The following is an 18,166-nucleotide window of genomic DNA, read 5'->3' as shown; positions in this document are numbered from 1 at the left end:
CGGCGTCCTCCCTCACGGTGGGACGTGCGGGAGGACGCCCGACGATCAGGGACCCTGATCCCCGCACGCCGCGGCCGGCTCAGCCCAGCGGGCCCTCCACGAGCAGGGCCAGGGCGGCGCCGAGCAGCAGCGGCGGCCCGAACGGCACCGGCGTGCGCCACCCCGCCCGCCGCGTGGCCACCAGCACCAGCGAGACCGTGGCACCGGCGAGCAGGCCGAGGAACACGCCGGCCAGCAGCACGCCCCACCCGGCCCAGCCGAGCAGCAGGCCGAGCAGCGCGAGCAGCTTGACGTCGCCGAGACCCAGGCCCGGCGGGCAGGCCAGCACGGCGGCCAGGGCGATGCCCCCGGCCAGGGCGGCGGCGAGCAGCGCGCGCAGCAGCGCCGGCCAGGTGCCGGTCAGCGCCGCGTCCGCCAGCAGTGCGAGCGCCCCCACGGCGGCAGCCGGGTAGGTCACCCGGTCGGGCAGCCGGTGGACGGCCAGGTCGACCTGCGCGAGGACGACGGCGGCGCCGGCCGCCCAGGCGTAGGCGAGCCCGGCCGGGCGGGCGCCGGTGAGCAGCACCGCGCCGCACAGCAGTCCGCCCAGCACGCCGGCCGAGGCGGCCGCGCGGGCCGGCGTGGCGCGGGCGACGGGGTCGCGGGTGGCCAGCCGGACGGCGGTGCGGGCCAGCAGCGGGCCGGCGACGGCAGCGGTCAGCAACGCCAGGGCGAACAGCGGCCCGCGCGGGAGGACGTCGTCCACTCCGGGTCAGCGGGCGTCCAGGGCGGCGCGCATGGCGCCCAGCGGCGCGGGCCGCCCGGTCATCAGCTCCACCTGCACGGTGGCCTGCCAGAACAGCACCTCGAGGCCCCCGACGACGGTGGCGCCGGCCGCCTCCGCCTGCGCGGCCAGCGGCGTGGGCCACGGCGCGTAGAGGACGTCGAGCAGCGTCTGCCCGCCGCGCCACTGCAGGCCGGCGAGGTCGCGGTGCGCGCCGATGGGCACGGTGCTGACGACGACCGGCGCCTCGACCGGGCCGGCCGCGATCCGCCGGACGACGGCCTCGACGCCGAGCGCGCCGAGCACCCGTTCGACGTCGGCGGCCCGGGACGGCTCGCGGACGAGGACGTCGACCGACTCGGCGCCGAGCTCGGCCAGCGCCACGGCCGCGGCGGCCGCCGTCCCCCCGCCGCCGACGATCGCGGCGTGCGCGACCTGCTCGACGCCGCCGACCTGCAGGGCCATCCCGACCCCGTGGACGTCGGTGTTCTCCGCCCGCCAGCCCGACCCGGTGTGCACGAGGGTGTTGGCCGCGCCGAGCAGCCGCGGCAGCGGCTCGACGTCGTCGGCGGCGGCGACGGCGGCCTGCTTGTTCGGCATGGTCACCGAGAAGCCGCGCCACTCCGGCCCCAGCCCGGCGAGCAGGACCGGCAGGTCCTCGGGGCCGAGGTCGAGCGCGTCGTAGGTCCACCCGGTCAGGCCGAGCGCGGCGTAGGCCGCGCGGTGCAGCAGCGGCGACAGCGAGTGCCCGACCGGGCGGCCGAGGACGGCCGCCCGGCCGGCGGGACCAGCGGCGGGCACCGGCCGGTCAGCCACCGCACCCGAGGCCGGCGTCGGCGCAGCGCTGCCGGGCGGCCACGAACTCGTCGTAGCTGGCGGTGAAGAAGTGCCGGCCGTCCTGCGACTCCAGGACGTAGTACAGGAGGTCACCGGTGCTCGGGGCGAGCGCCGCCTCCAGCGAGGCCTCACCCGGCGCGCTGATCGGCGTGGGCGGCAGGCCCGCCCGGGTGCGGGTGTTGTACGGGCTGTCGGTCTGCAGGTCGGTGACGGTGAGCTCGTTGCCGTTCTTCTGCAGGCCGTAGGCGAGGGTGGCGTCGATGCCCAGCGCGATGCCCTGCGCCAGCCGGTTGTAGACCACCTGCGCGACGTTCGGGCGCTCCTCGTCGAGCAGGGTCTCCGACTGCACCATCGAGGCGACGACCACGACGTCGTACACCGAGCGGCCGGCGGCCGCGGCGCGCTGCTCGAGCTGCAAGTCGGCGGCCGTCTCGGTGAACCGGCTGACCATCGCCGACAGCACGTCGGCGGCGGTGGCGTCGGGCTCGACGTCGTAGGTGGCCGGGAACAGGAAGCCCTCGAGCTGCCCGTTGGCGTACGCCGGCAGGCCCAGGGCGGCGGGGTCGGCCGCGGCGGCCCGGAGGTCCTCGATCGGCAGCCCGGTGGTCTCGGCGATCCGCTGCAGGGTGGCCTCGACGGTGAAGCCCTCGGGCACGGTGACCCGCGAGACCTGCCGGGTGGCCGGGTCGAGCAGCAGGTCGAGGGCGGCGGCACCGCTCATCTGCTCGCGCAGGCTGTAGACGCCGGGCTGGATGCCCATGGCGGCGGGCTGGGTCTCCGCGGCGTCGAGGAACGGCTCGCTGGAGGCGATGACGCCGGCGTCGACCAGCGTGCCGGCGATGTCGCTGAGGGTGTCGCCCTCGCCGACGCGGACCTCGACGGTGCCGGTGCCGGCGCCGGAGTAGTCCTCGGCCTGGGGGTTGACCAGGCCGATCAGCGCCCGGCCGCCGAACACGATGCCGGCGACGAGCCCGGCCAGCACCAGCAGGGCGAGCACGTTGGCCAGCGGCCCGCGGCGGCGCTTGCCGGAGCCGCTGCGCCGGCCCGCGCCGAGCACGGGGTGCTCGTCGGTGTGGTCGTCGGAGTGGACGTCGTAGGCGTCCTCGTGGTGCTCGGGCTCGGGGTGCTCGAGCGCGGCGGCGGAACGCCGGCCGCGGCGACCCCGGCGGCCGCCGTCCCGGCCACCGGCACCGAGGACGTCGAGGCCGCCGGTGGCCTCGTCGTCCTCGTGCGGGTCGTACGGGGGGTGGTCCTCGGGGGACGGGTCCGTGCCGTAGGCGGCCACGGTGGCGTCGGGGTCGGCGGCGCCCTGCCCGGCCATCCGCGACCAGGCGCTCTTCGGGCGCGGCGGCAGGCCGGCCGCGGGCGGCGCCGGCTGGCCGGTGGGCAGTGGGCCGGTGCGGTCGTCGTCGCCGGGCCCGCCGGGACCGGGCACGCCGTCACCGGGGACGTCGTCGGGCCCGCCACCGGGTACCGAGTGCCGGCCGCTGAGCACGGGTCCGGTCGGGGCCGGGCCCACCGGGAGGTGCGCCGTCGGCGGCTCGTCGACCGGCCGGTTGCCGTACCAGGCGCCGGCCGGGCTCCCCGTGCCGGGGACGTCGTCGGACACCGCGTGCCGGCCCCGCCCCCCGTACGGCGGGACCGGACCGGTCACCGGCACACCTCGCTGGCGCTCGGTGCACCGGCGCCCGCCGGTGCTGCGCCCACCCACGACCTCGCGAGCTCGGTCATGAGCGCCCCCGCTGGGAGTCGAGATACGCCTGGAGGATGACCACGGCGGCGGCCTGGTCGATCACCGGGCGCTGGGCGCGGCTGTCGAGCCCGTTCGCCCGCAGGGAGCTGGACGCGGTCACGGTGGAGAGCCTCTCGTCGACGAGGTGCACGGGCACGCTGCCGATGCGCCCGGCGAGTGACCGAGAGTAGGCACGCGCTTCCCGAGCGGAGGCGCCCGACGCACCCGACAGGTGCCTCGGCTCCCCCACGATCACCTCTGTCACCTCGTGTTCGGCCACGAGCGCGGCGATCCGGTCCAGGTCGGACCCGTCCCGGCGGCGCTCGACGGTCTCCAGCGGGCTGGCGAGCGTGCCGGTGGGGTCGGACAGCGCGACGCCGACGCGCACCGTGCCGACGTCGAGACCGAGCCGGCGCCCCTGGCGGGTGCGGCGCGGGGGCAGCGGCAGCCCGGCCGGCAGCCCCTGCGAGAGGTCGATCTCGGTCGTCTCGTTGCGCACCGGCGGGAACCCGGCGCGCAGGTCGATCTGCTCGGTGCGGTGGTGCACCGGCTGCGGCGGGGTCTGGCGCGGACGGGCCGGCGGCACGGCCGGGCGGCCCTGCACGCGCCGCTCGCCCACGTCGCCGGTCTCGTCGGGGCGCTGCTCGGGCACTCCGGTCACCTCCCTGCGGCGGTCGCGACCGCCTGTTCGCCGGCCTGGAGGGCGGCGGGGATGCCGCCCGGGTCCGTGCCGCCCCCCTGGGCGACGTCGGCCTTCCCGCCTCCGCGGCCCCCGACCGGGGCCGCTGCCGCCCGCAGCACGTCGTTGGCCGAGAGGCCGCGCTCCTGCGCGGCCGGGGTGAGCGCGGCGACGAGAGCCACCTTGCCCCCGGCCTCGGAGGCGAGCAAGACGACACCCGGACGCTCGCCGAGCCGCCCGCGGACGTCGAGGGCCAGGGTGCGCAGGTCGCCGCCGGAGAGCCCGGCCGGCGCGGCGGTGACGACGGCGATGCCGCCGACGTCCCGCGCGTCTGCGGCCAGCTGACCGACGGCGGCCTTGTTCTGCGCGGCGCGCAGCTCGGCGATCTCGCGCTCGGCGTCGCGCAGCCGTGACAGGACGCCGCCGACCCGGTCGACCAGGCCGTCGGTGGGCGACTTGAGCAGCTCGCCGAGCTGGCGGACGAGGTCGCGCTCGCGGGCGAGGTAGCGGAAGCCCTCGAGGCCGACGACCGCCTCGACCCGGCGCGCGCCCGACCCGACCGACGACTCGCCGGTCAGCGCCAGCGTGCCGATCTGCGCGCTGCCGGTGACGTGCGTGCCACCGCAGAGCTCGCGCGACCAGGGCCCGCCGATCTCGACGACGCGGACCTTCTCGCCGTAGGTCTCGCCGAACAGCGCCAGCGCGCCGATGGCCTGGGCCTCGGGCAGGGTCATGAACTCCGCCCGCACCCGGTGGTCGGCGCGGACGGCGGCGTTGGCGACGTCCTCGATGTCGTGCCGCTGCTGCAGGGTCAGCGCGCCCTGCCAGGCGAAGTCCAGCCGCAGGTAGCCGGGGCGGTTGTAGGACCCGGACTGCAGCGCCTGGGGGCCGAGCACCTGGCGCAGCGCGGCGTGCACCACGTGCGTGCCCGAGTGCGCCTGGCAGGCCGACAGCCGCCACTCGCGGTCGACCTCGGCGGTGAGCTCGGCGCCCTCGGCCAGCGCACCCTCGAGCACCCGCACCTGGTGCACGACCAGGCCCTTGACCGGGCGCTGCACGTCGAGCACCTCGGCACGGCCGCCGTCCCAGGTGAGCGTGCCGGCGTCGGCGACCTGGCCGCCGGACTCGGCGTAGAACGGCGTGCGGTCGAGGACGACGCGGGTGACCTCGCCCGGCCCGGCGGGGGCGGCCGGCGTGTCCTCCTCACCGAGTTCACTCACCACGCCGAGCACCCGGGAGTCGGTGCGCAGCGTGTCGTAGGCCCGCCAGTCGGTGGGGCCGTGCTCGGCGAGCAGCCGCCGGTAGGCCAGCACGTCGACCGAGCCGGTGCGCTTGGCGCGGGCGTCGGCGCGGGCGCGGTCGCGCTGCTGCTGCATGAGCGCGCGGAAGCCCGCCTCGTCGACGGTCACGCCCTGCTCGGCGGCCATCTCGAGGGTGACGTCGATCGGGAAGCCGTAGGTGTCGTGCAGGGAGAACGCCTGCTCCCCCGACAGCGACGGCGTGCCGGCGGCCTTGGCCTGCGCCACCGCGGTGTCGAACAGCGCGGTGCCGGAGGTGAGGGTGCGCCGGAACGCCTCCTCCTCGGCGTAGGCGACGGCGCTGATGCGGTCGAAGTCGGTGACCAGCTCGGGGTAGCTCGCGCCCATCGCGTCGCGGGAGACCGGCAGCAGCTCGGGCAGAGTGGCGGCGTCGACGCCGAGCAGCCGCATCGAGCGGACGGCGCGGCGCAGCAGCCGGCGCAGGATGTACCCGCGGCCCTCGTTGCCGGGCGTGACGCCGTCGCCGATGAGCATCAGCCCGCTGCGGACGTGGTCGGCGACGACGCGCAGCCGGACGTCGGTGTCGTGGTCCTTGCCGTAGGTGACGCCGGCGAGCTCGGCGCCGCGGCGCAGCACCGGCGCCACCTCGTCGATCTCGTACATGTTGTCGACGCCCTGCAGCAGGTAGGCGACCCGCTCCAGGCCCATGCCGGTGTCGATGTTCTTCTTCGGCAGCTCGCCGACGATCCGGAAGTCCTCCTTGCTCCGGACGTCGGTGAGCTCGTACTGCATGAAGACGAGGTTCCAGATCTCGAGGAACCGGTCGCCGGCGGTGTCCACCAGGGGCCCGCCGTCGGGGCCGAACTCCGGACCGCGGTCGTAGTAGATCTCCGAGCACGGGCCGCCGGGACCGTCGGCGCCGGTGTGCCAGTAGTTGTCCTTCTTGCCCAGCCGCTGGATGCGGTCCCGCGGCAGGCCCGCGACGCGGTGCCAGGCGTCGGCGGCCTCGTCGTCGTCGAGGTAGACCGTCACCCAGATGCGGTCGGGGTCGAAGCCCAGCCCGCCCTCGGCCACCGGCCCGGTGACCAGGTCCCAGGCGTGCTGGACCGCACCCTCCTTGAAGTAGTCGCCGAAGGAGAAGTTGCCGTTCATCTGGAAGAACGTGCCGTGGCGGGTGGTCTTGCCCACCTCCTCGATGTCGAGGGTGCGCACGCACTTCTGCACGCTGGTCGCGCGCGGGAACGGCGCCGGCTCGCGGCCGGTGAGGTACGGGATGAAGGGCACCATCCCGGCGACGGTGAACAGCAGCGAGGGGTCGGGCGACACCAGCGAGGCGCTGGGCACGACGGTGTGGCCGCGCTGCTCGAAGTGCTGCAGGAAGCGGCGGCGGATCTCGGCGGTCTGCATGGCCTACTCGGTCCTCGGGGCGGGGGGAGCCCCCGCGGGGTGGGAGCTGCTCAGCGGTCGGCGGCGTGCGCGCCCCGACGCGCGGGCAGCGTGGGTAGCTGGGCCTGGTCGCGCTCGGGCAGCGGCGCGTCGAGGCCGGTGCCGGCGCGCAGTTCCTCCTCGCGCGCGGCGGCCGCGGCGCGCACGTCGGCGCCGAAGTCGCCGATGGCGTCGGCGAGGTCGCGCAGGCCCTCGGCGATCGAGGCGCCGATCCCGGCGGGCGTCATCCTCTCGGCGGCGCGGGACAGCTTGCGGACGACGAGCGCGCCGATGGTGACGCCCATCGCCAGCCAGAACAGCCGGCGCATCAGGCGGCCCGCCGGGCGGCACGGCGCTCGCGGCGCGCGGCCTTGTCGCGGGCGGCGGCCTCGGCGATCGCCTGGCCCTCGCGGCGCTTGCGGGCGGCGCTGCGCACGCCGTAGCTGAACGCGGCGACCTTGATCAGCGGGCTGCCGACGGTGGCGGCCACCACGCTGGTCAGCGCGGCGACGTTGCTCGACACGTTGGCCGCGTTGCCGGTGATGTCGTCGACCCGCTCGAGGTTGCTGTTGACCTGGGCGATCGTCGTCTGGGCCTGGCCGAGGATCGGCCGGCTCTGCTCCCGCACCTGGCGGATGGTCAGCGTCGTCTCGTCCAGGGTGCGCCCGAGCTTCAGCAGCGGGACGGCGAGCAGCACCACCAGCAGCACCAGCGCCAGGGCGGCGATCAGTCCGGCCCACTCTCCTGCGGACACGCGGGGTCTCCTCTTCGTTGCGTCGGCGGCCGGCGTGGTCGGCAACGCCCGGCGTGGCCACAGTAGTCGCGGCCTCCGGCGGTCAGCGGGTGCGCCGGAGGATCGCCCGGAGCTTGACCAGCCGCGCGCCGATGGCGCTCTCCGCGCCGCGGCCGGTGGGCCGGTAGTAGTCGCGTCCGACCAGCGCGTCGGGCGGGTACTGCTGCGGCACGATGCCCTCGGGCGCGTCGTGCGGGTAGACGTAGCCCGTCCCGTGCCCGAGCTTCTTCGCCCCGCCGTAGTGCGCGTCGCGCAGGCCCGGCGGCACCGGCCCGCCGAGCCCCGCCCGCACGTCGGCAACCGACTCGCCGATGGCCACGGTGACCGCGTTGGACTTCGGCGCGGTGGCCAGGTGCACGACGGCGTGGGCCAGTGGGAAGTGGCCCTCGGGCATGCCGATGAAGGCCACCGCCTCGGCCGCGGCGACCGCCGTCTGCAGGGCCGTGGGGTCGGCCATGCCGATGTCCTCGCTGGCGGAGATGACCAGGCGCCGGGCGATGAAGCGCGGGTCCTCCCCCGCCACGACCATCCGCGCCAGGTAGTGCAGCGCGGCGTCGACGTCGCTGCCGCGGATGGACTTGATGAGCGCGCTGGCGACGTCGTAGTGGACGTCGCCCTGCCGGTCGTAGCGGACGGCGGCCTGGGCGACGGCGGTCTCGAGCGTGGCGAGGTCGATCTCGCCCGCGCCCGCGGCCCGCGCGGCGCCGGCGCCGGACTCCAGCGCCGTGAGCGCCTTGCGCCCGTCGCCGCCGGCGATGCGGACCAGGTGCTCCTCGGCGTCGGCGGCCAGCGTCACCGCGCCGTCGAGGCCGCGCTCGCTGGTGAGGGCACGGTGCAGCAGCGTGCGGACGTCGTGGTCGGACAGCGGCTGCAGCGCCAGCACCAGGCTGCGCGAGAGCAGCGGGCTGACGACGGAGAAGAACGGGTTCTCGGTGGTGGCCGCGATCAGGCTGACGATGCGGTCCTCGACCGCGGACAGCAGGGAGTCCTGCTGGGTCTTGGAGAACCGGTGCACCTCGTCGATGAACAGCACGGTGCGCCGGCCGCCGTAGGTGAGCTCCCGCTTGGCGCCCTGGATGACCGCGCGGACCTCCTTGACCCCGGCGTCGAGCGCCGACAGCTGCACGAACTGGCGCTTGGTGGCCAGGGAGATGACGTGCGCGAGCGTGGTCTTGCCGGTGCCGGGCGGGCCGTAGAGCACCAGCGACATCGGCTCGTCGGCCTCGACCAGCCGGCGCAGCGGCGCGCGCGGGCCCAGCAGGTGCGACTGGCCGACGACCTCGTCGAGCGATTGCGGCCGCATCCGCACCGCCAGCGGGGCGCCCGGGTCGACGGTGGCGCCGCCCGCCTCCACCGGCTCGTCGAACAGGCTGGTCACCGAGCCTCCGGTTCGCTCCCGCGGCGCGCTCCGCTCCTCGGTCGCTGGCGCTCCCTGCGATGCTCACGCGCCTGTCCGCTCACGCTTGGCGACGCTACCCGCGGGGCACGACGGTCCCGTGCAGCAGCGACACATCGGAGACCGGACCGTCAGCGCCATCGGGCTCGGGGCGATGCCCCTGTCCACCCGGAGCGACCGCCCCTCCCGGGAGGACGCCGTCGCCACCGTGCACGCCGCGCTCGACGCGGGCGTGACGCTGGTCGACACCGCCGACGCCTACGCCCTCGACGAGTCCGAGTTCGGGCACAACGAGTCGGTCGTGGCCGAGGCGCTGGCCTCCTACGGCGACGGGGGGCGCGACGTGCTGGTCGCGACCAAGGGTGGGCACACCCGCCGCGGCACCGACTGGGAGCTCGACGGGTCCCCCGCCTACCTGCGGCAGGCGTGCGAGGCCTCGCTGCGGCGCCTGGGCGTCAACGCGATCGGGCTCTACCAGTTCCACCGGCCGGACCCCGCGACGCCGTGGGAGGAGTCGATGGGCGCGCTGCGGCAGCTCGCCGACGACGGCCTGGTGCAGATGGTGGGCATCTCCAACGCCGACGTCGCGCAGATCGACGTCGCCCGGTCGATCGTGGGACCGGCGCTGGTGGCCGTGCAGAACCAGTTCTCGCCGGGGTGGCGGCACTCCGCCGACGAGATCGCGCACTGCGCCGGGCACGGGCTGGCGTTCCTGCCGTGGAGCCCGTTCGGCGGCGTGTCGTCGGCGGGGTCGCTGGGGTCGGCCGCGCCGGCCTTCGCCGAGGTCGCGCAGGAGCTGGGGGTGTCGGTGTACCGGGTGACGCTGGCCTGGCACCTGGCGCAGGCCGACGTCGTGGTGCCCATCCCCGGGGCGTCGCGGCCGGCGTCGATCCAGGACTCCGCGGCCGCGGCGGACCTGCGGCTGACGCCCGAGCAGCTGGCCCGCCTGGACGGCTGAGGGCGGGCGTCGGGCGTCGTCTCGACTTGATCATCGGACGTGTGCACGACACCGTCGGGGACACGCCGTCCGCCCGTGCACGCACCCGATGATCACGGCCTGACGCGCCTCCGTGCACAACCCGGAGCGCCGTCCACAGCCGACGGCGCGCCCGCCGCACCGGCGCCGGCCGCCCCGAGCGTGGCCGCATGGAACCCCTGGACCTCGGGTCGAGCTGGACGTGGACGGACGCCCGGCGGCGCGGAGCGACGCGGCGCCAGATCGCGGAAGGCGGCGAGGAGCTCTCCCGTGGCCTGTACCTGTCCCGGGCGGAACCGTCGTCGCTGGCCGTCCGCTGCCGGGCGTGGACCCGGCTGCTCCCACCCGACGCCGCGTTCGGCCTCGAGACGGCCGCCGCCCTGCTCGGCGCACACACTGACCCTCCACCTGAGGTCCAGGTCGTATTGCGACCCCGGCCGGTGCTGCCGCAGCGGCGCGGTCTGGCCGTGGCGGTCAGGGACCTGCGCAGCGAGGACGTCGCCGAGCTGGACGGGCTGCGGGTCACCTCCGGCGCCCAGACGTTCCTCGACCTCGCCCCGAGACTCCCGGCCGCCGAGCTGGTCGCGGTCGGCGACGCCCTGCTCCGGACCGGCGCCCTGACCCGCGCAGCACTCGACGGCCGGCTGGTCCGCGCGGACCGTGTCCGCGGGGTGGTGGCGGCCCGGACGTGCGCCGCGTTGCTCGACGGCGGGTCGATGTCCCGTCCGGAGAGCCTCCTGCGCTACTGGCTCGCGACCAGCGACCTGCCTGCACCACAGGTGCAGGTCCCCGTCCTCGACCGGTCCGGCCGCGTGGTCGCGCACGCCGATCTGGGCTGGGAGCGGTACCGCGTCGCGGTCGAGTACGAGGGGCGGCAGCACGCCGAGGCCGGCCAGTTCGGCCGGGACGTCGATCGCTACTCGCTCATGGCGGCCGGCGGGTGGCTGGTGCTGCGCTTCGCCGCGCGGCACCTGGGTGGACCCGCCGTCGTGGCCGAGCGCTCGCGAGCCGCCCTGGTCGGCCGCGGCTGGCGCCCGGGCGGGCTCGGCTCGTGATCATCGGACGTGTGCACGCGACACGCGCGGACACGCCGCGCGACCGTGCACACGTCCGATGACCAACTCGAAGCAGGCCGCTCGCTCAGTCGTCGAAGACCAGCGACGGGGTGTCCTGGCGCAGCGTCTCGCCGCGGAAGAACCCCGGGTGCCGCGAGCGCCACACCAGCATGAGCACCGCGCCCAGCACCAGCAGGCCGATCCCGATGACGAACACGCTGCCCAGGCCGAACACCGACGAGCCGCTGCCGTAGGCCGGGTCGAGGGTGTCGATGGCCGTCTGGACGAACACCGCGGTCAGCATCAGCGCCCCCAGCAGGGGCATGACGCCCTTGACCAGGAGGTCCTTGGTGCTGCGGCGCAGCTCGTGGCGGAAGTACCAGACGCAGGCGTAGGCGGTGATCCCGTAGTAGAAGCAGATCATCAGGCCCAGCGCGTAGATCGTGTCGATGAGCACGTTCTCGCTGATGAGCGTCATCCCCACGTAGAACAGCGCCGTCCCGGCACCGGCGACGAGCGTGGCCGTGGACGGGCCGCGGTAGCGCGGGTGCACGTCGGCCAGGCCCTTCGGCAGCGCGCCGTAGGTCGCCATCGCCAGCAGGGTGCGGGTCGGCGGGAGGAACGTGGTCTGCAGCGACGACGCCGAGCTCGCCACCACCGCGAGGAAGAGCAGGAACGCCAGCCCCGGGCCGAGCACCGGCCCGGCGAGCGCGGCGAAGACGTTGTCCCCGGTGTCCGGGTTGCCCAGGCCCGTGCCCTCGGTACCGATGCCGGCGTACATCTGCACCGCGATCGCCGCGGTCAGGTAGGTGAGCACGATGACGGCGATGGTCACCAGCGCGGCGCGGCCGGGCGTCCGCGCGGAGCCGGTGGTCTCCTCGTTGACCGTCAGGCAGGTGTCCCAGCCCCAGTAGATGAACAGCGACAGCGACAGCCCCGCGGTGAAGGCGCTGAAGGAGGAGATCGCGGTCGGGTCGAGCCAGGAGAACTCGAAGGGGATGCCGCCGGGCGCCGAGCCGGACTTGACCAGCGCGAGCACGACGAACAGCAGCAGCACCGCCATCTGGAAGCCCACCAGGGTGTACTGCACCCGCTTGGTGACCTCTACCCCGCGGTAGGTGACCCAGGTGGCCAGGGCGACGAACACGACGCAGGTCAGCACGTTGACCAGCCGGTCGTCGCCCAGCGAGGCGAGGCTCTCCGACCCGGTGATCTCCCCCAGCAGCAGGTAGAAGAAGGAGACGGCGACCCCGGCGAGGTTGGACAGCACGATGATCGTGGCCAGCAGCGCGCCCCAGCCGGCGAGCCAGCCGACGTAGGGGTTGAACGCCTTGGTGGCCCAGGTGAACGAGGTGCCACAGTCCGGCGCCACCCGGTTGAGCTCCCGGTAGCCGTAGGCCACCAGCAGCATCGGGATGAAGCCGACGAGGAAGACGGCCGGCATCTGCAGGCCGACCTCGGTCACCGTGGGGCCGAGCGTCGCGGTGAGCGCGTAGACCGGCGCGATGCTGGAGATCCCCAGGACGACGCTGGCGAGCAGCCCCACCGAGTTGCTCGAGAGCCCCTTGGCCCTCAGGTCCGCCGGTCCGGGCGCCGGCCGCTGGTCCAGGGTCATGCACGTCCTCCTCGTTGCGCCGAACGGCGTAGAGCCAGGCCCGGCCTGTGCGCCGGGTCACAGCGAGAGACGATCGGGTGACCGTCGCGGGAGCGGAAGGGTCCGCGCCGTACACCCGCCGTCCGGGGTGTCGACACTCCGGCACACGGATCGCTGCGTGAGGAGGATGCACGGCGACTGTTTCCGGCGCGTGTCGGCACGCGCGTGACGCATTCCGTCGATCGCCCGCGCGGCCCACGCCGAGCAGCAGTGATCCCGGGCCGGAGACGCCACAACGAGCGCCCCGAGGACCTGCGGTCCCCGGAATCCGTCGTCCACCGTCCTTGACACCGCGGATCCCGTCGTCAGGATGGACCCGTACGCTGCGGGCACCGCGACCGCACGACCGATCGGACGGCGACACGATGACCCGCTACGGCGCCCAGTACGGGCCCGACGTCACCTACCTCGGCGTCGATCGCTGCGACCTCGACGACCCCGCCAGCTACGCCGACGCCGACGTCGTGGTCGTGGGGGCGCCGTTCGACGGGGGGACGTCGCACCGTCCCGGCACCCGGTTCGGCCCCCAGGCCATCCGGACAACCGACTACCTGGGCCACGACGGGTCCCGGCCCAGCCTGGCGCTGCGCACCGACGGGCTGCGCGACCTGCGGGTGGTCGACGCCGGCGACGTCGAGATGTACTCCGGCGACATCGCGACCGCCCTGCCGGCGCTGGAGGCGGCCGTGGAGGAGGTGGCCCGTGCCGGCGCGATCCCGGTCGTGCTCGGCGGGGACCACTCGATCGCCTTCGCCGACGCGAAGGGCGTGGCCAACGTCCTCGGCCACGGCCGGGTCTCGATGATCCACTTCGACGCGCACGCCGACACCGGCGACATCGAGTTCGGCTCGCTGTGGGGTCACGGCCAGCCCATGCGCCGGCTCATCGAGTCCGGCGCGCTGCGCGGCGACCGGTTCCTGCAGATCGGGCTGCGCGGCTACTGGCCGCCCCCGGAGACGCTGGACTGGATGGCGCACCAGCGGATGCGCTCCTACGAGATGACCGAGATCGGCCACCGCGGGCTCGAGGCCTGCCTGACCGAGGCGTTCGGCATCGCGACCGACGAGTGCGAGGGCGTGTTCCTGTCGGTCGACATCGACGTCTGCGACCCCGGGCACGCACCCGGCACCGGGACGCCCGAACCGGGCGGGCTGTCGGCACGCCAGCTGCTCGACTCCGTCCGCCGCATCTGCCTCGAGCTGCCGGTGGTCGGCGTCGACGTCGTCGAGGTGAGCCCGCCCTACGACCACGCCGACATCACCGCCGCCCTCGCCAACCGGGTGGTGCTCGAGGCCCTCTCGGCCATCGCCCGGCGCCGCCGCGACGCCCGCGACGGCACCCGCTGGGACCCCTCCCTCCCCCTCCTCGCCGACCGCCCCCACACCACCCCGGAGACCCAGGCATGACCGCCCACCCCCTCGACCCGCTGAACGCCGACGAGTTCCGCGCCGCCGCCGCGGTCCTGCGCCGCGACCGAGGTGTCGACGAGCGCTGGCGCTTCGCCTCGATCGAGCTCAAGGAGCCGGCCAAGGACGTCGTCCGCGCGTTCACCCCGGGCGACCCCATCCGGCGCGAGGCCCGGGTCACCTGCTGGAGCCGCGAGGAGGGCACCGCCCACAAGGCCGTCGTGTCCCTCACCGACGACGCCGTGCTCTCGTGGGAGGCGGTGCCCGGCGAGCAGCCCAACATGACCCTCGACGAGTGGCACGAGGCGCACGAGGCCCTCATCCGGCACCCCACCGTCGTCGAGGCGCTGGCGAAGCGCGGCATCACCGACCTCGACCTGGTCCTCATCGACACCTGGGCCTACGGCCACTCGCTCATCCCCGAGGGGCTGCGGGACCGGCGGGTGGGCTGGACCGACGTGTGGCGCCGCTCGGTGCCGGGCGGCAACCCCTACGCCAACCCGGTCAACGGGCTGCACTTCGTCGTCGACCTCAACACCATGGAACTGCTGCGGGTCGAGGACACCCCGCCGCCCGGGCCGAACCTGGCCATGGGCGAGTACGCGCCCTCGCTGGTCCCCGGGCTGGTGCAGCGCAGCGACCTCAAGCCGCTGGAGATCACCCAGCCCGAGGGCGTGTCGTTCAGCCTCGACGGCTGCGAGCTGCGCTGGCAGAACTGGACGATGCGGCTGGGCTTCAACCACCGCGAGGGCCTGGTGATCCACCGGGTCGGCTACGACGACGGCACCGGCACCCGGCCGATCGCGCACCGGCTGTCCTTCGCCGAGATGGTGGTCCCCTACCGCGACCCCGGCCCCGACCACTACCGCCGCACCGCCTTCGACATCGGCGAGTGGGGCCTGGGCTTCATGACGACGTCGCTGGAGCTCGGCTGCGACTGCCTGGGCGAGATCACCTACGTCGACGCCGTCCTGCACGACACCCGCGGCGAGCCGTACACGATCACGAACGCCATCTGCCTGCACGAGGAGGACGACGGCGTGCTGTGGAAGCACGTCGACGAGAAGGCCGGCGCCGAGGTCCGGCGGTCGCGGCGGATGGTGGTCTCGTTCCACGCCACGGTGGCCAACTACGAGTACCTGACCTACTGGCGCTTCTACCAGGACGGCACGATCGAGTGCGAGGTCCGCGCCACCGGGATCATGGTGACCACCTCCTACGCGGACACCCCGCCGCCGTACGGCACGGTGGTCGACGAGCAGACCTACGCGCCGTTCCACCAGCACTTCGTCGTCGCCCGCCTCGACATGGAGGTCGACGGGCCGGAGAACACCGTGCTGGTCTCGGAAAGCGAGGCGGCGCCGATCTCGCCGCAGAACCCCTACGGCCTCGCGGTCGTGCAGCGCACCCGGGCGCTGGAGACCGAGGCCGAGGGCGGCCAGGACCCCGACTGGGCCTCCCAGCGCAGCTGGAAGGTGGTCAACCGCACCCGGACCACCCGGCTGGGCACCCCGCCCGGCTACAAGCTGGTGTCCGGCGCGGGGATCCCGCCGCTGGCCGATCCGTCCTCACCGATCCTGCAGCGGGCCGGCGTCGTTGCGCACCCGCTCTGGGTCACCCGCTACGACGAGGAGGAGCGCTGGCCGGCCGGCGAGTTCTGCAACCAGAGCCGCCGCGACGCCGGGCTGCCGCGGTGGATCGAGGCCGGCCGGTCCATCGCCGACACCGACATCGTGCTCTGGCACGTGTTCGGCATCCACCACGTCACCCGGCCCGAGGACTGGCCGGTCATGCCGGTCGACACGGTGTCCTTCCAGCTCCGGCCGGTGGGCTTCTTCGACCGCAACCCCGCCCTCGACGTGCCGCCGACCGCCGCGCGGCACTGCCACTGAGGAAGGACCCCCTCGCCCCCCACCGCTCGCTCCGCTCGCGGCGGGCCCCTGCGAGGGGGCCGTTCCAGCACCGACCGGCTCAGATGCCGGCGGCGGTGGGCGGGAGGTCGGGGCGGCGGGTGCCCCAGGCGTAGGTCTGCTTGCGCAGCCCCAGGTAGATGTGCGTCTCGGTGGAGGTCACACCCTCGACGGCCCGGATGCGGGCCACGGTCCCGAGCAACTGGTCGTCGTCCTCGGCGACCACCTCGACGAGCAGGTCGGCCGGGCCGGCGGTGACCACCACGTAGACGACCTCGGGCAGCGCGGCGATCGCATCGCCGACGACGCGCGGGTCGCCGGCGGTCCGCACGGTGACCATCGCCTGGCGGGAGAACCCGACCTGCATCGGGTCGGTCACCGCCACGACCTGCATGACCCCGGCGTCGAGCAGCCGCTGCACCCGCTGGCGGACAGCGGCCTCGGACAGCCCGACGGCGTGCGCCACCCGGGCGTAGGGACGCCGGCCGTCCTGCTGGAGCTGCTCGATGATCGCCCTGGAGACGTCGTCCAGGACGAACTCACGCTCCCGGATCGCCACCGCCCCCTCCCGGCCGCCGCTGTCCCTGCAGCCTAGCGAGGGCGGTGCCCCGGCCCACCCGGGCGGCACCCGTCCGGGTGGGTGCCGCCCGCCGCCGGTGGCGCTACGCGGGCGGGTGCAGGGCCAGCCAGAGCTCGACCCGGGTGCCGGGTTCGTCGAGGTCGCGGCCGAGCAGGTCCCCCGCCCGCCGCATGCGCTTGCGCAGCGTGTGCCGGTGCACGCCGAGGGCCGCCGCCGCCGGCTCCCACTGCCCGTGGTGGGCCAGCCAGGCCCGCAGCGAGTCGACCAGGTCGCCGGCACCGGCGCGGTCGGCGGCCACCAGCGGCGCCAGCAGCGCGTCGGCGAACGCGCGGGTGGCCGCGGGGTCGAGCAGCGCCGGCAGTCCCTGCCCGGCGAGGCCGGCGAACGAGGTGACCCCGCCGCCGCGCGCCCGGCTGTGCTCCGCGGCCTGCCGGGCCTGGCGCACGCCGTCGGCCAGCCGCCCCCAGGGCACCGGGCCGGAGATCCCGACGGCGGTGTCGGGCACCCGCTCGGGCAGCGCCTCCAGCCGCTCGGGTAGCGGCCCGTCGGAGGCGACGAGCAGGACCAGCGCGCCGTCGAGCTCGGCGGAGAAGGACGCCGATCCGGCGGCGGCCGCGGCGTCGGCGGCCACGTCGACGGCGGCCGCGCGCCGCCCGGCGGCGCCGAGGACCGCCAGCACCCGCAGCGGCTCGGCGGGTAACCGCTCCCCCAGCGCGGCGACCGTGTCGGCGACGGCGGCCTCCTCGCCGGCCAGCAGCATCCGCAGCAGGGCCGCCCGCAACGCGGCCATGGCGCTGTCGAGCCCGCGCGACTGCTCCAGGCGGAGGGTCAGCAGGCCGACCGCGGTGTTGACCACGTGCCGGTCGGCCGCGCCCACGGGCCCGGGCCGGCCCACCGCCAGGAAGCCCCGCGTGCGCCGCTCGGTGCCCAGCGACTGCAGCAGCACCGTCTCCCCCGGCCCGGACAGCGCCGCGCTCGCCGGCGCGCGCACCGACCGCAGCCGGTCCAGCTCCGGCGCGAGGGCCGCGGCCCGCTCGGCCGCCGACGGCGGGACCGCCTCCAGCACGGTGCCGGCGGTGTCGAGGAGCAGCACCCAGCCGGCGACCTGCCGGGCCAGCCGCTGCAGCAGCGGGGCCGGCGAGCCGGGCGCCAGCGCGGCCCGGGTCAGCTCCTGCTGCGCAGTCGCCGCCCTGGCCACGGCCGCGTACTCGTCGGCGGCCAGCGCGGCCGAGACGGTGCGGGACAGGGCGATGAACGGCGTCCGCCGGGGCACCTCGAGCAGCGCCAGGCCGGCGCCCTCGGCGGCGGCCACCAGCTCGGCGGGGACGGCGTCGACCCCCAGCCCGGTGCCCAGGCCCAGCCCGACGACGCCGGCCGCGGCCAGCCGCGAGACGTACGGGCCGACGGGCTCCTCGCGCAGCGCCAGGCCGGTGGTCAGCAGCAGCTCACCGCCCTCGAGGAACGGCGTCGGGTCGGCCAGCTCGCTGACGTGCACCCAGGACACCGGCCGGTCCACCCCGCCCCCTGGCGTGTGCAGCACGAGGTCGAGCGCCGGGTCGGCAACCAGGTCGGCGACGGTGACCGGCACGGAGGACTCCTGACAGAGTGGACATCCGCGTCCCCACGACGCGCCGGTGTGGACGGTACCGCCGGTGTGGCGGGCGTCCCACACTCGCAGGCGGACGCCTCCCCCGCCGGAGG

15 protein-coding genes are annotated in these 18,166 nt (G+C 75.4%); 4 read left to right on the top strand and 11 right to left on the bottom strand.

The annotated features are described in order from the left end of the window. Positions 1 to 79: 79 nt before the first annotated feature. From ACI78U_RS18745 to ACI78U_RS18710, 8 genes are all read right to left on the bottom strand, one after another. Positions 80 to 745 (bottom strand): prepilin peptidase, encoded by a 666-nt coding sequence (locus tag ACI78U_RS18745; protein ID WP_456876901.1) that lies wholly within the window; start codon positions 743 to 745, stop codon positions 80 to 82. A gap of 6 nt (positions 746 to 751) precedes the next feature. After that, entirely contained in the window at positions 752 to 1,579 is an 828-nt protein-coding gene (locus ACI78U_RS18740) for a shikimate dehydrogenase (RefSeq protein WP_456876900.1), read from the bottom strand. Continuing rightward, complete coding sequence (gene mltG, locus ACI78U_RS18735; RefSeq protein WP_456876899.1) at positions 1,572 to 3,254, bottom strand: endolytic transglycosylase MltG; 1,683 nt, start codon at positions 3,252 to 3,254, stop codon at positions 1,572 to 1,574. Before mltG ends, ACI78U_RS18740 begins: the two co-directional genes overlap by 8 nt. 73 nt (positions 3,255 to 3,327) lie before the next feature. Next, entirely contained in the window at positions 3,328 to 3,984 is a 657-nt protein-coding gene (ruvX, locus tag ACI78U_RS18730) for a Holliday junction resolvase RuvX (protein WP_456876898.1), read from the bottom strand. Between the two features lie 5 nt (positions 3,985 to 3,989). Beyond that, complete coding sequence (gene alaS / locus ACI78U_RS18725; protein ID WP_456876897.1) at positions 3,990 to 6,677, bottom strand: alanine--tRNA ligase; 2,688 nt, start codon at positions 6,675 to 6,677, stop codon at positions 3,990 to 3,992. Between the two features lie 50 nt (positions 6,678 to 6,727). After that, positions 6,728 to 7,024 (bottom strand): hypothetical protein, encoded by a 297-nt coding sequence (locus ACI78U_RS18720; RefSeq protein ID WP_456876896.1) that lies wholly within the window; start codon positions 7,022 to 7,024, stop codon positions 6,728 to 6,730. Beyond that, positions 7,024 to 7,449: a DUF948 domain-containing protein gene (locus ACI78U_RS18715; protein ID WP_456876895.1), complete on the bottom strand. Its 426-nt coding sequence runs from the start codon at positions 7,447 to 7,449 to the stop codon at positions 7,024 to 7,026. Before ACI78U_RS18715 ends, ACI78U_RS18720 begins: the two co-directional genes overlap by 1 nt. Before the next feature lie 82 nt (positions 7,450 to 7,531). Further along, positions 7,532 to 8,866 (bottom strand): replication-associated recombination protein A, encoded by a 1,335-nt coding sequence (locus tag ACI78U_RS18710; RefSeq protein ID WP_456876894.1) that lies wholly within the window; start codon positions 8,864 to 8,866, stop codon positions 7,532 to 7,534. A gap of 118 nt (positions 8,867 to 8,984) precedes the next feature. Between ACI78U_RS18710 and ACI78U_RS18705 the strand changes: the two genes are divergently transcribed. Beyond that, positions 8,985 to 9,842: an aldo/keto reductase gene (locus ACI78U_RS18705; protein ID WP_456876893.1), complete on the top strand. Its 858-nt coding sequence runs from the start codon at positions 8,985 to 8,987 to the stop codon at positions 9,840 to 9,842. 188 nt (positions 9,843 to 10,030) lie between these two features. Then, positions 10,031 to 10,915: a hypothetical protein gene (locus tag ACI78U_RS18700; protein WP_456876892.1), complete on the top strand. Its 885-nt coding sequence runs from the start codon at positions 10,031 to 10,033 to the stop codon at positions 10,913 to 10,915. Between the two features lie 85 nt (positions 10,916 to 11,000). On the opposite strand, the gene ACI78U_RS18695 is transcribed toward ACI78U_RS18700, so the two are convergent. Beyond that, a complete protein-coding gene (locus ACI78U_RS18695) occupies positions 11,001 to 12,530 on the bottom strand; it encodes an APC family permease (protein ID WP_456876891.1) in 1,530 nt (509 codons plus the stop codon). A 404-nt stretch (positions 12,531 to 12,934) separates the two neighbouring features. Here ACI78U_RS18695 and speB point away from each other — a divergent pair, with 404 nt between their 5' ends. Both speB and ACI78U_RS18685 read left to right on the top strand, forming a co-directional pair. Continuing rightward, entirely contained in the window at positions 12,935 to 13,975 is a 1,041-nt protein-coding gene (speB, locus tag ACI78U_RS18690) for an agmatinase (protein ID WP_456876890.1), read from the top strand. Next, positions 13,972 to 15,867, top strand: coding sequence for a primary-amine oxidase (locus ACI78U_RS18685; RefSeq protein ID WP_456876889.1), 1,896 nt, complete (start codon positions 13,972 to 13,974; stop codon positions 15,865 to 15,867). The genes speB and ACI78U_RS18685 overlap by 4 nt, the downstream gene beginning before the upstream one ends. Positions 15,868 to 15,946: 79 nt before the next feature. Here ACI78U_RS18685 and ACI78U_RS18680 read toward each other — a convergent pair whose 3' ends face one another. Together ACI78U_RS18680 and ACI78U_RS18675 are read right to left on the bottom strand one after the other, a co-directional pair. After that, positions 15,947 to 16,444 (bottom strand): Lrp/AsnC family transcriptional regulator, encoded by a 498-nt coding sequence (locus ACI78U_RS18680; protein ID WP_456876888.1) that lies wholly within the window; start codon positions 16,442 to 16,444, stop codon positions 15,947 to 15,949. Between the two features lie 103 nt (positions 16,445 to 16,547). After that, complete coding sequence (locus ACI78U_RS18675) at positions 16,548 to 18,053, bottom strand: PucR family transcriptional regulator ligand-binding domain-containing protein (RefSeq protein ID WP_456876887.1); 1,506 nt, start codon at positions 18,051 to 18,053, stop codon at positions 16,548 to 16,550. Positions 18,054 to 18,166: the final 113 nt, after the last annotated feature.

This window comes from Geodermatophilus sp. SYSU D00710 (assembly GCF_054050195.1).
Note: the sequence above shows the minus strand (reverse complement) of the source record. Positions and strands in the feature narration are given on the sequence as shown.

Coding starts and splice junctions, on each gene's coding strand:
- alaS (WP_456876897.1), bottom strand. CDS start 6,677: ATGCAGACCGCCGAGATCCGCCGCCGCTTCCTGCAGCACTTCGAGCAG.
- ACI78U_RS18720 (WP_456876896.1), bottom strand. CDS start 7,024: ATGCGCCGGCTGTTCTGGCTGGCGATGGGCGTCACCATCGGCGCGCTC.
- ACI78U_RS18700 (WP_456876892.1), top strand. CDS start 10,031: ATGGAACCCCTGGACCTCGGGTCGAGCTGGACGTGGACGGACGCCCGG.
- ACI78U_RS18695 (WP_456876891.1), bottom strand. CDS start 12,530: ATGACCCTGGACCAGCGGCCGGCGCCCGGACCGGCGGACCTGAGGGCC.
- speB (WP_456876890.1), top strand. CDS start 12,935: ATGACCCGCTACGGCGCCCAGTACGGGCCCGACGTCACCTACCTCGGC.
- ACI78U_RS18685 (WP_456876889.1), top strand. CDS start 13,972: ATGACCGCCCACCCCCTCGACCCGCTGAACGCCGACGAGTTCCGCGCC.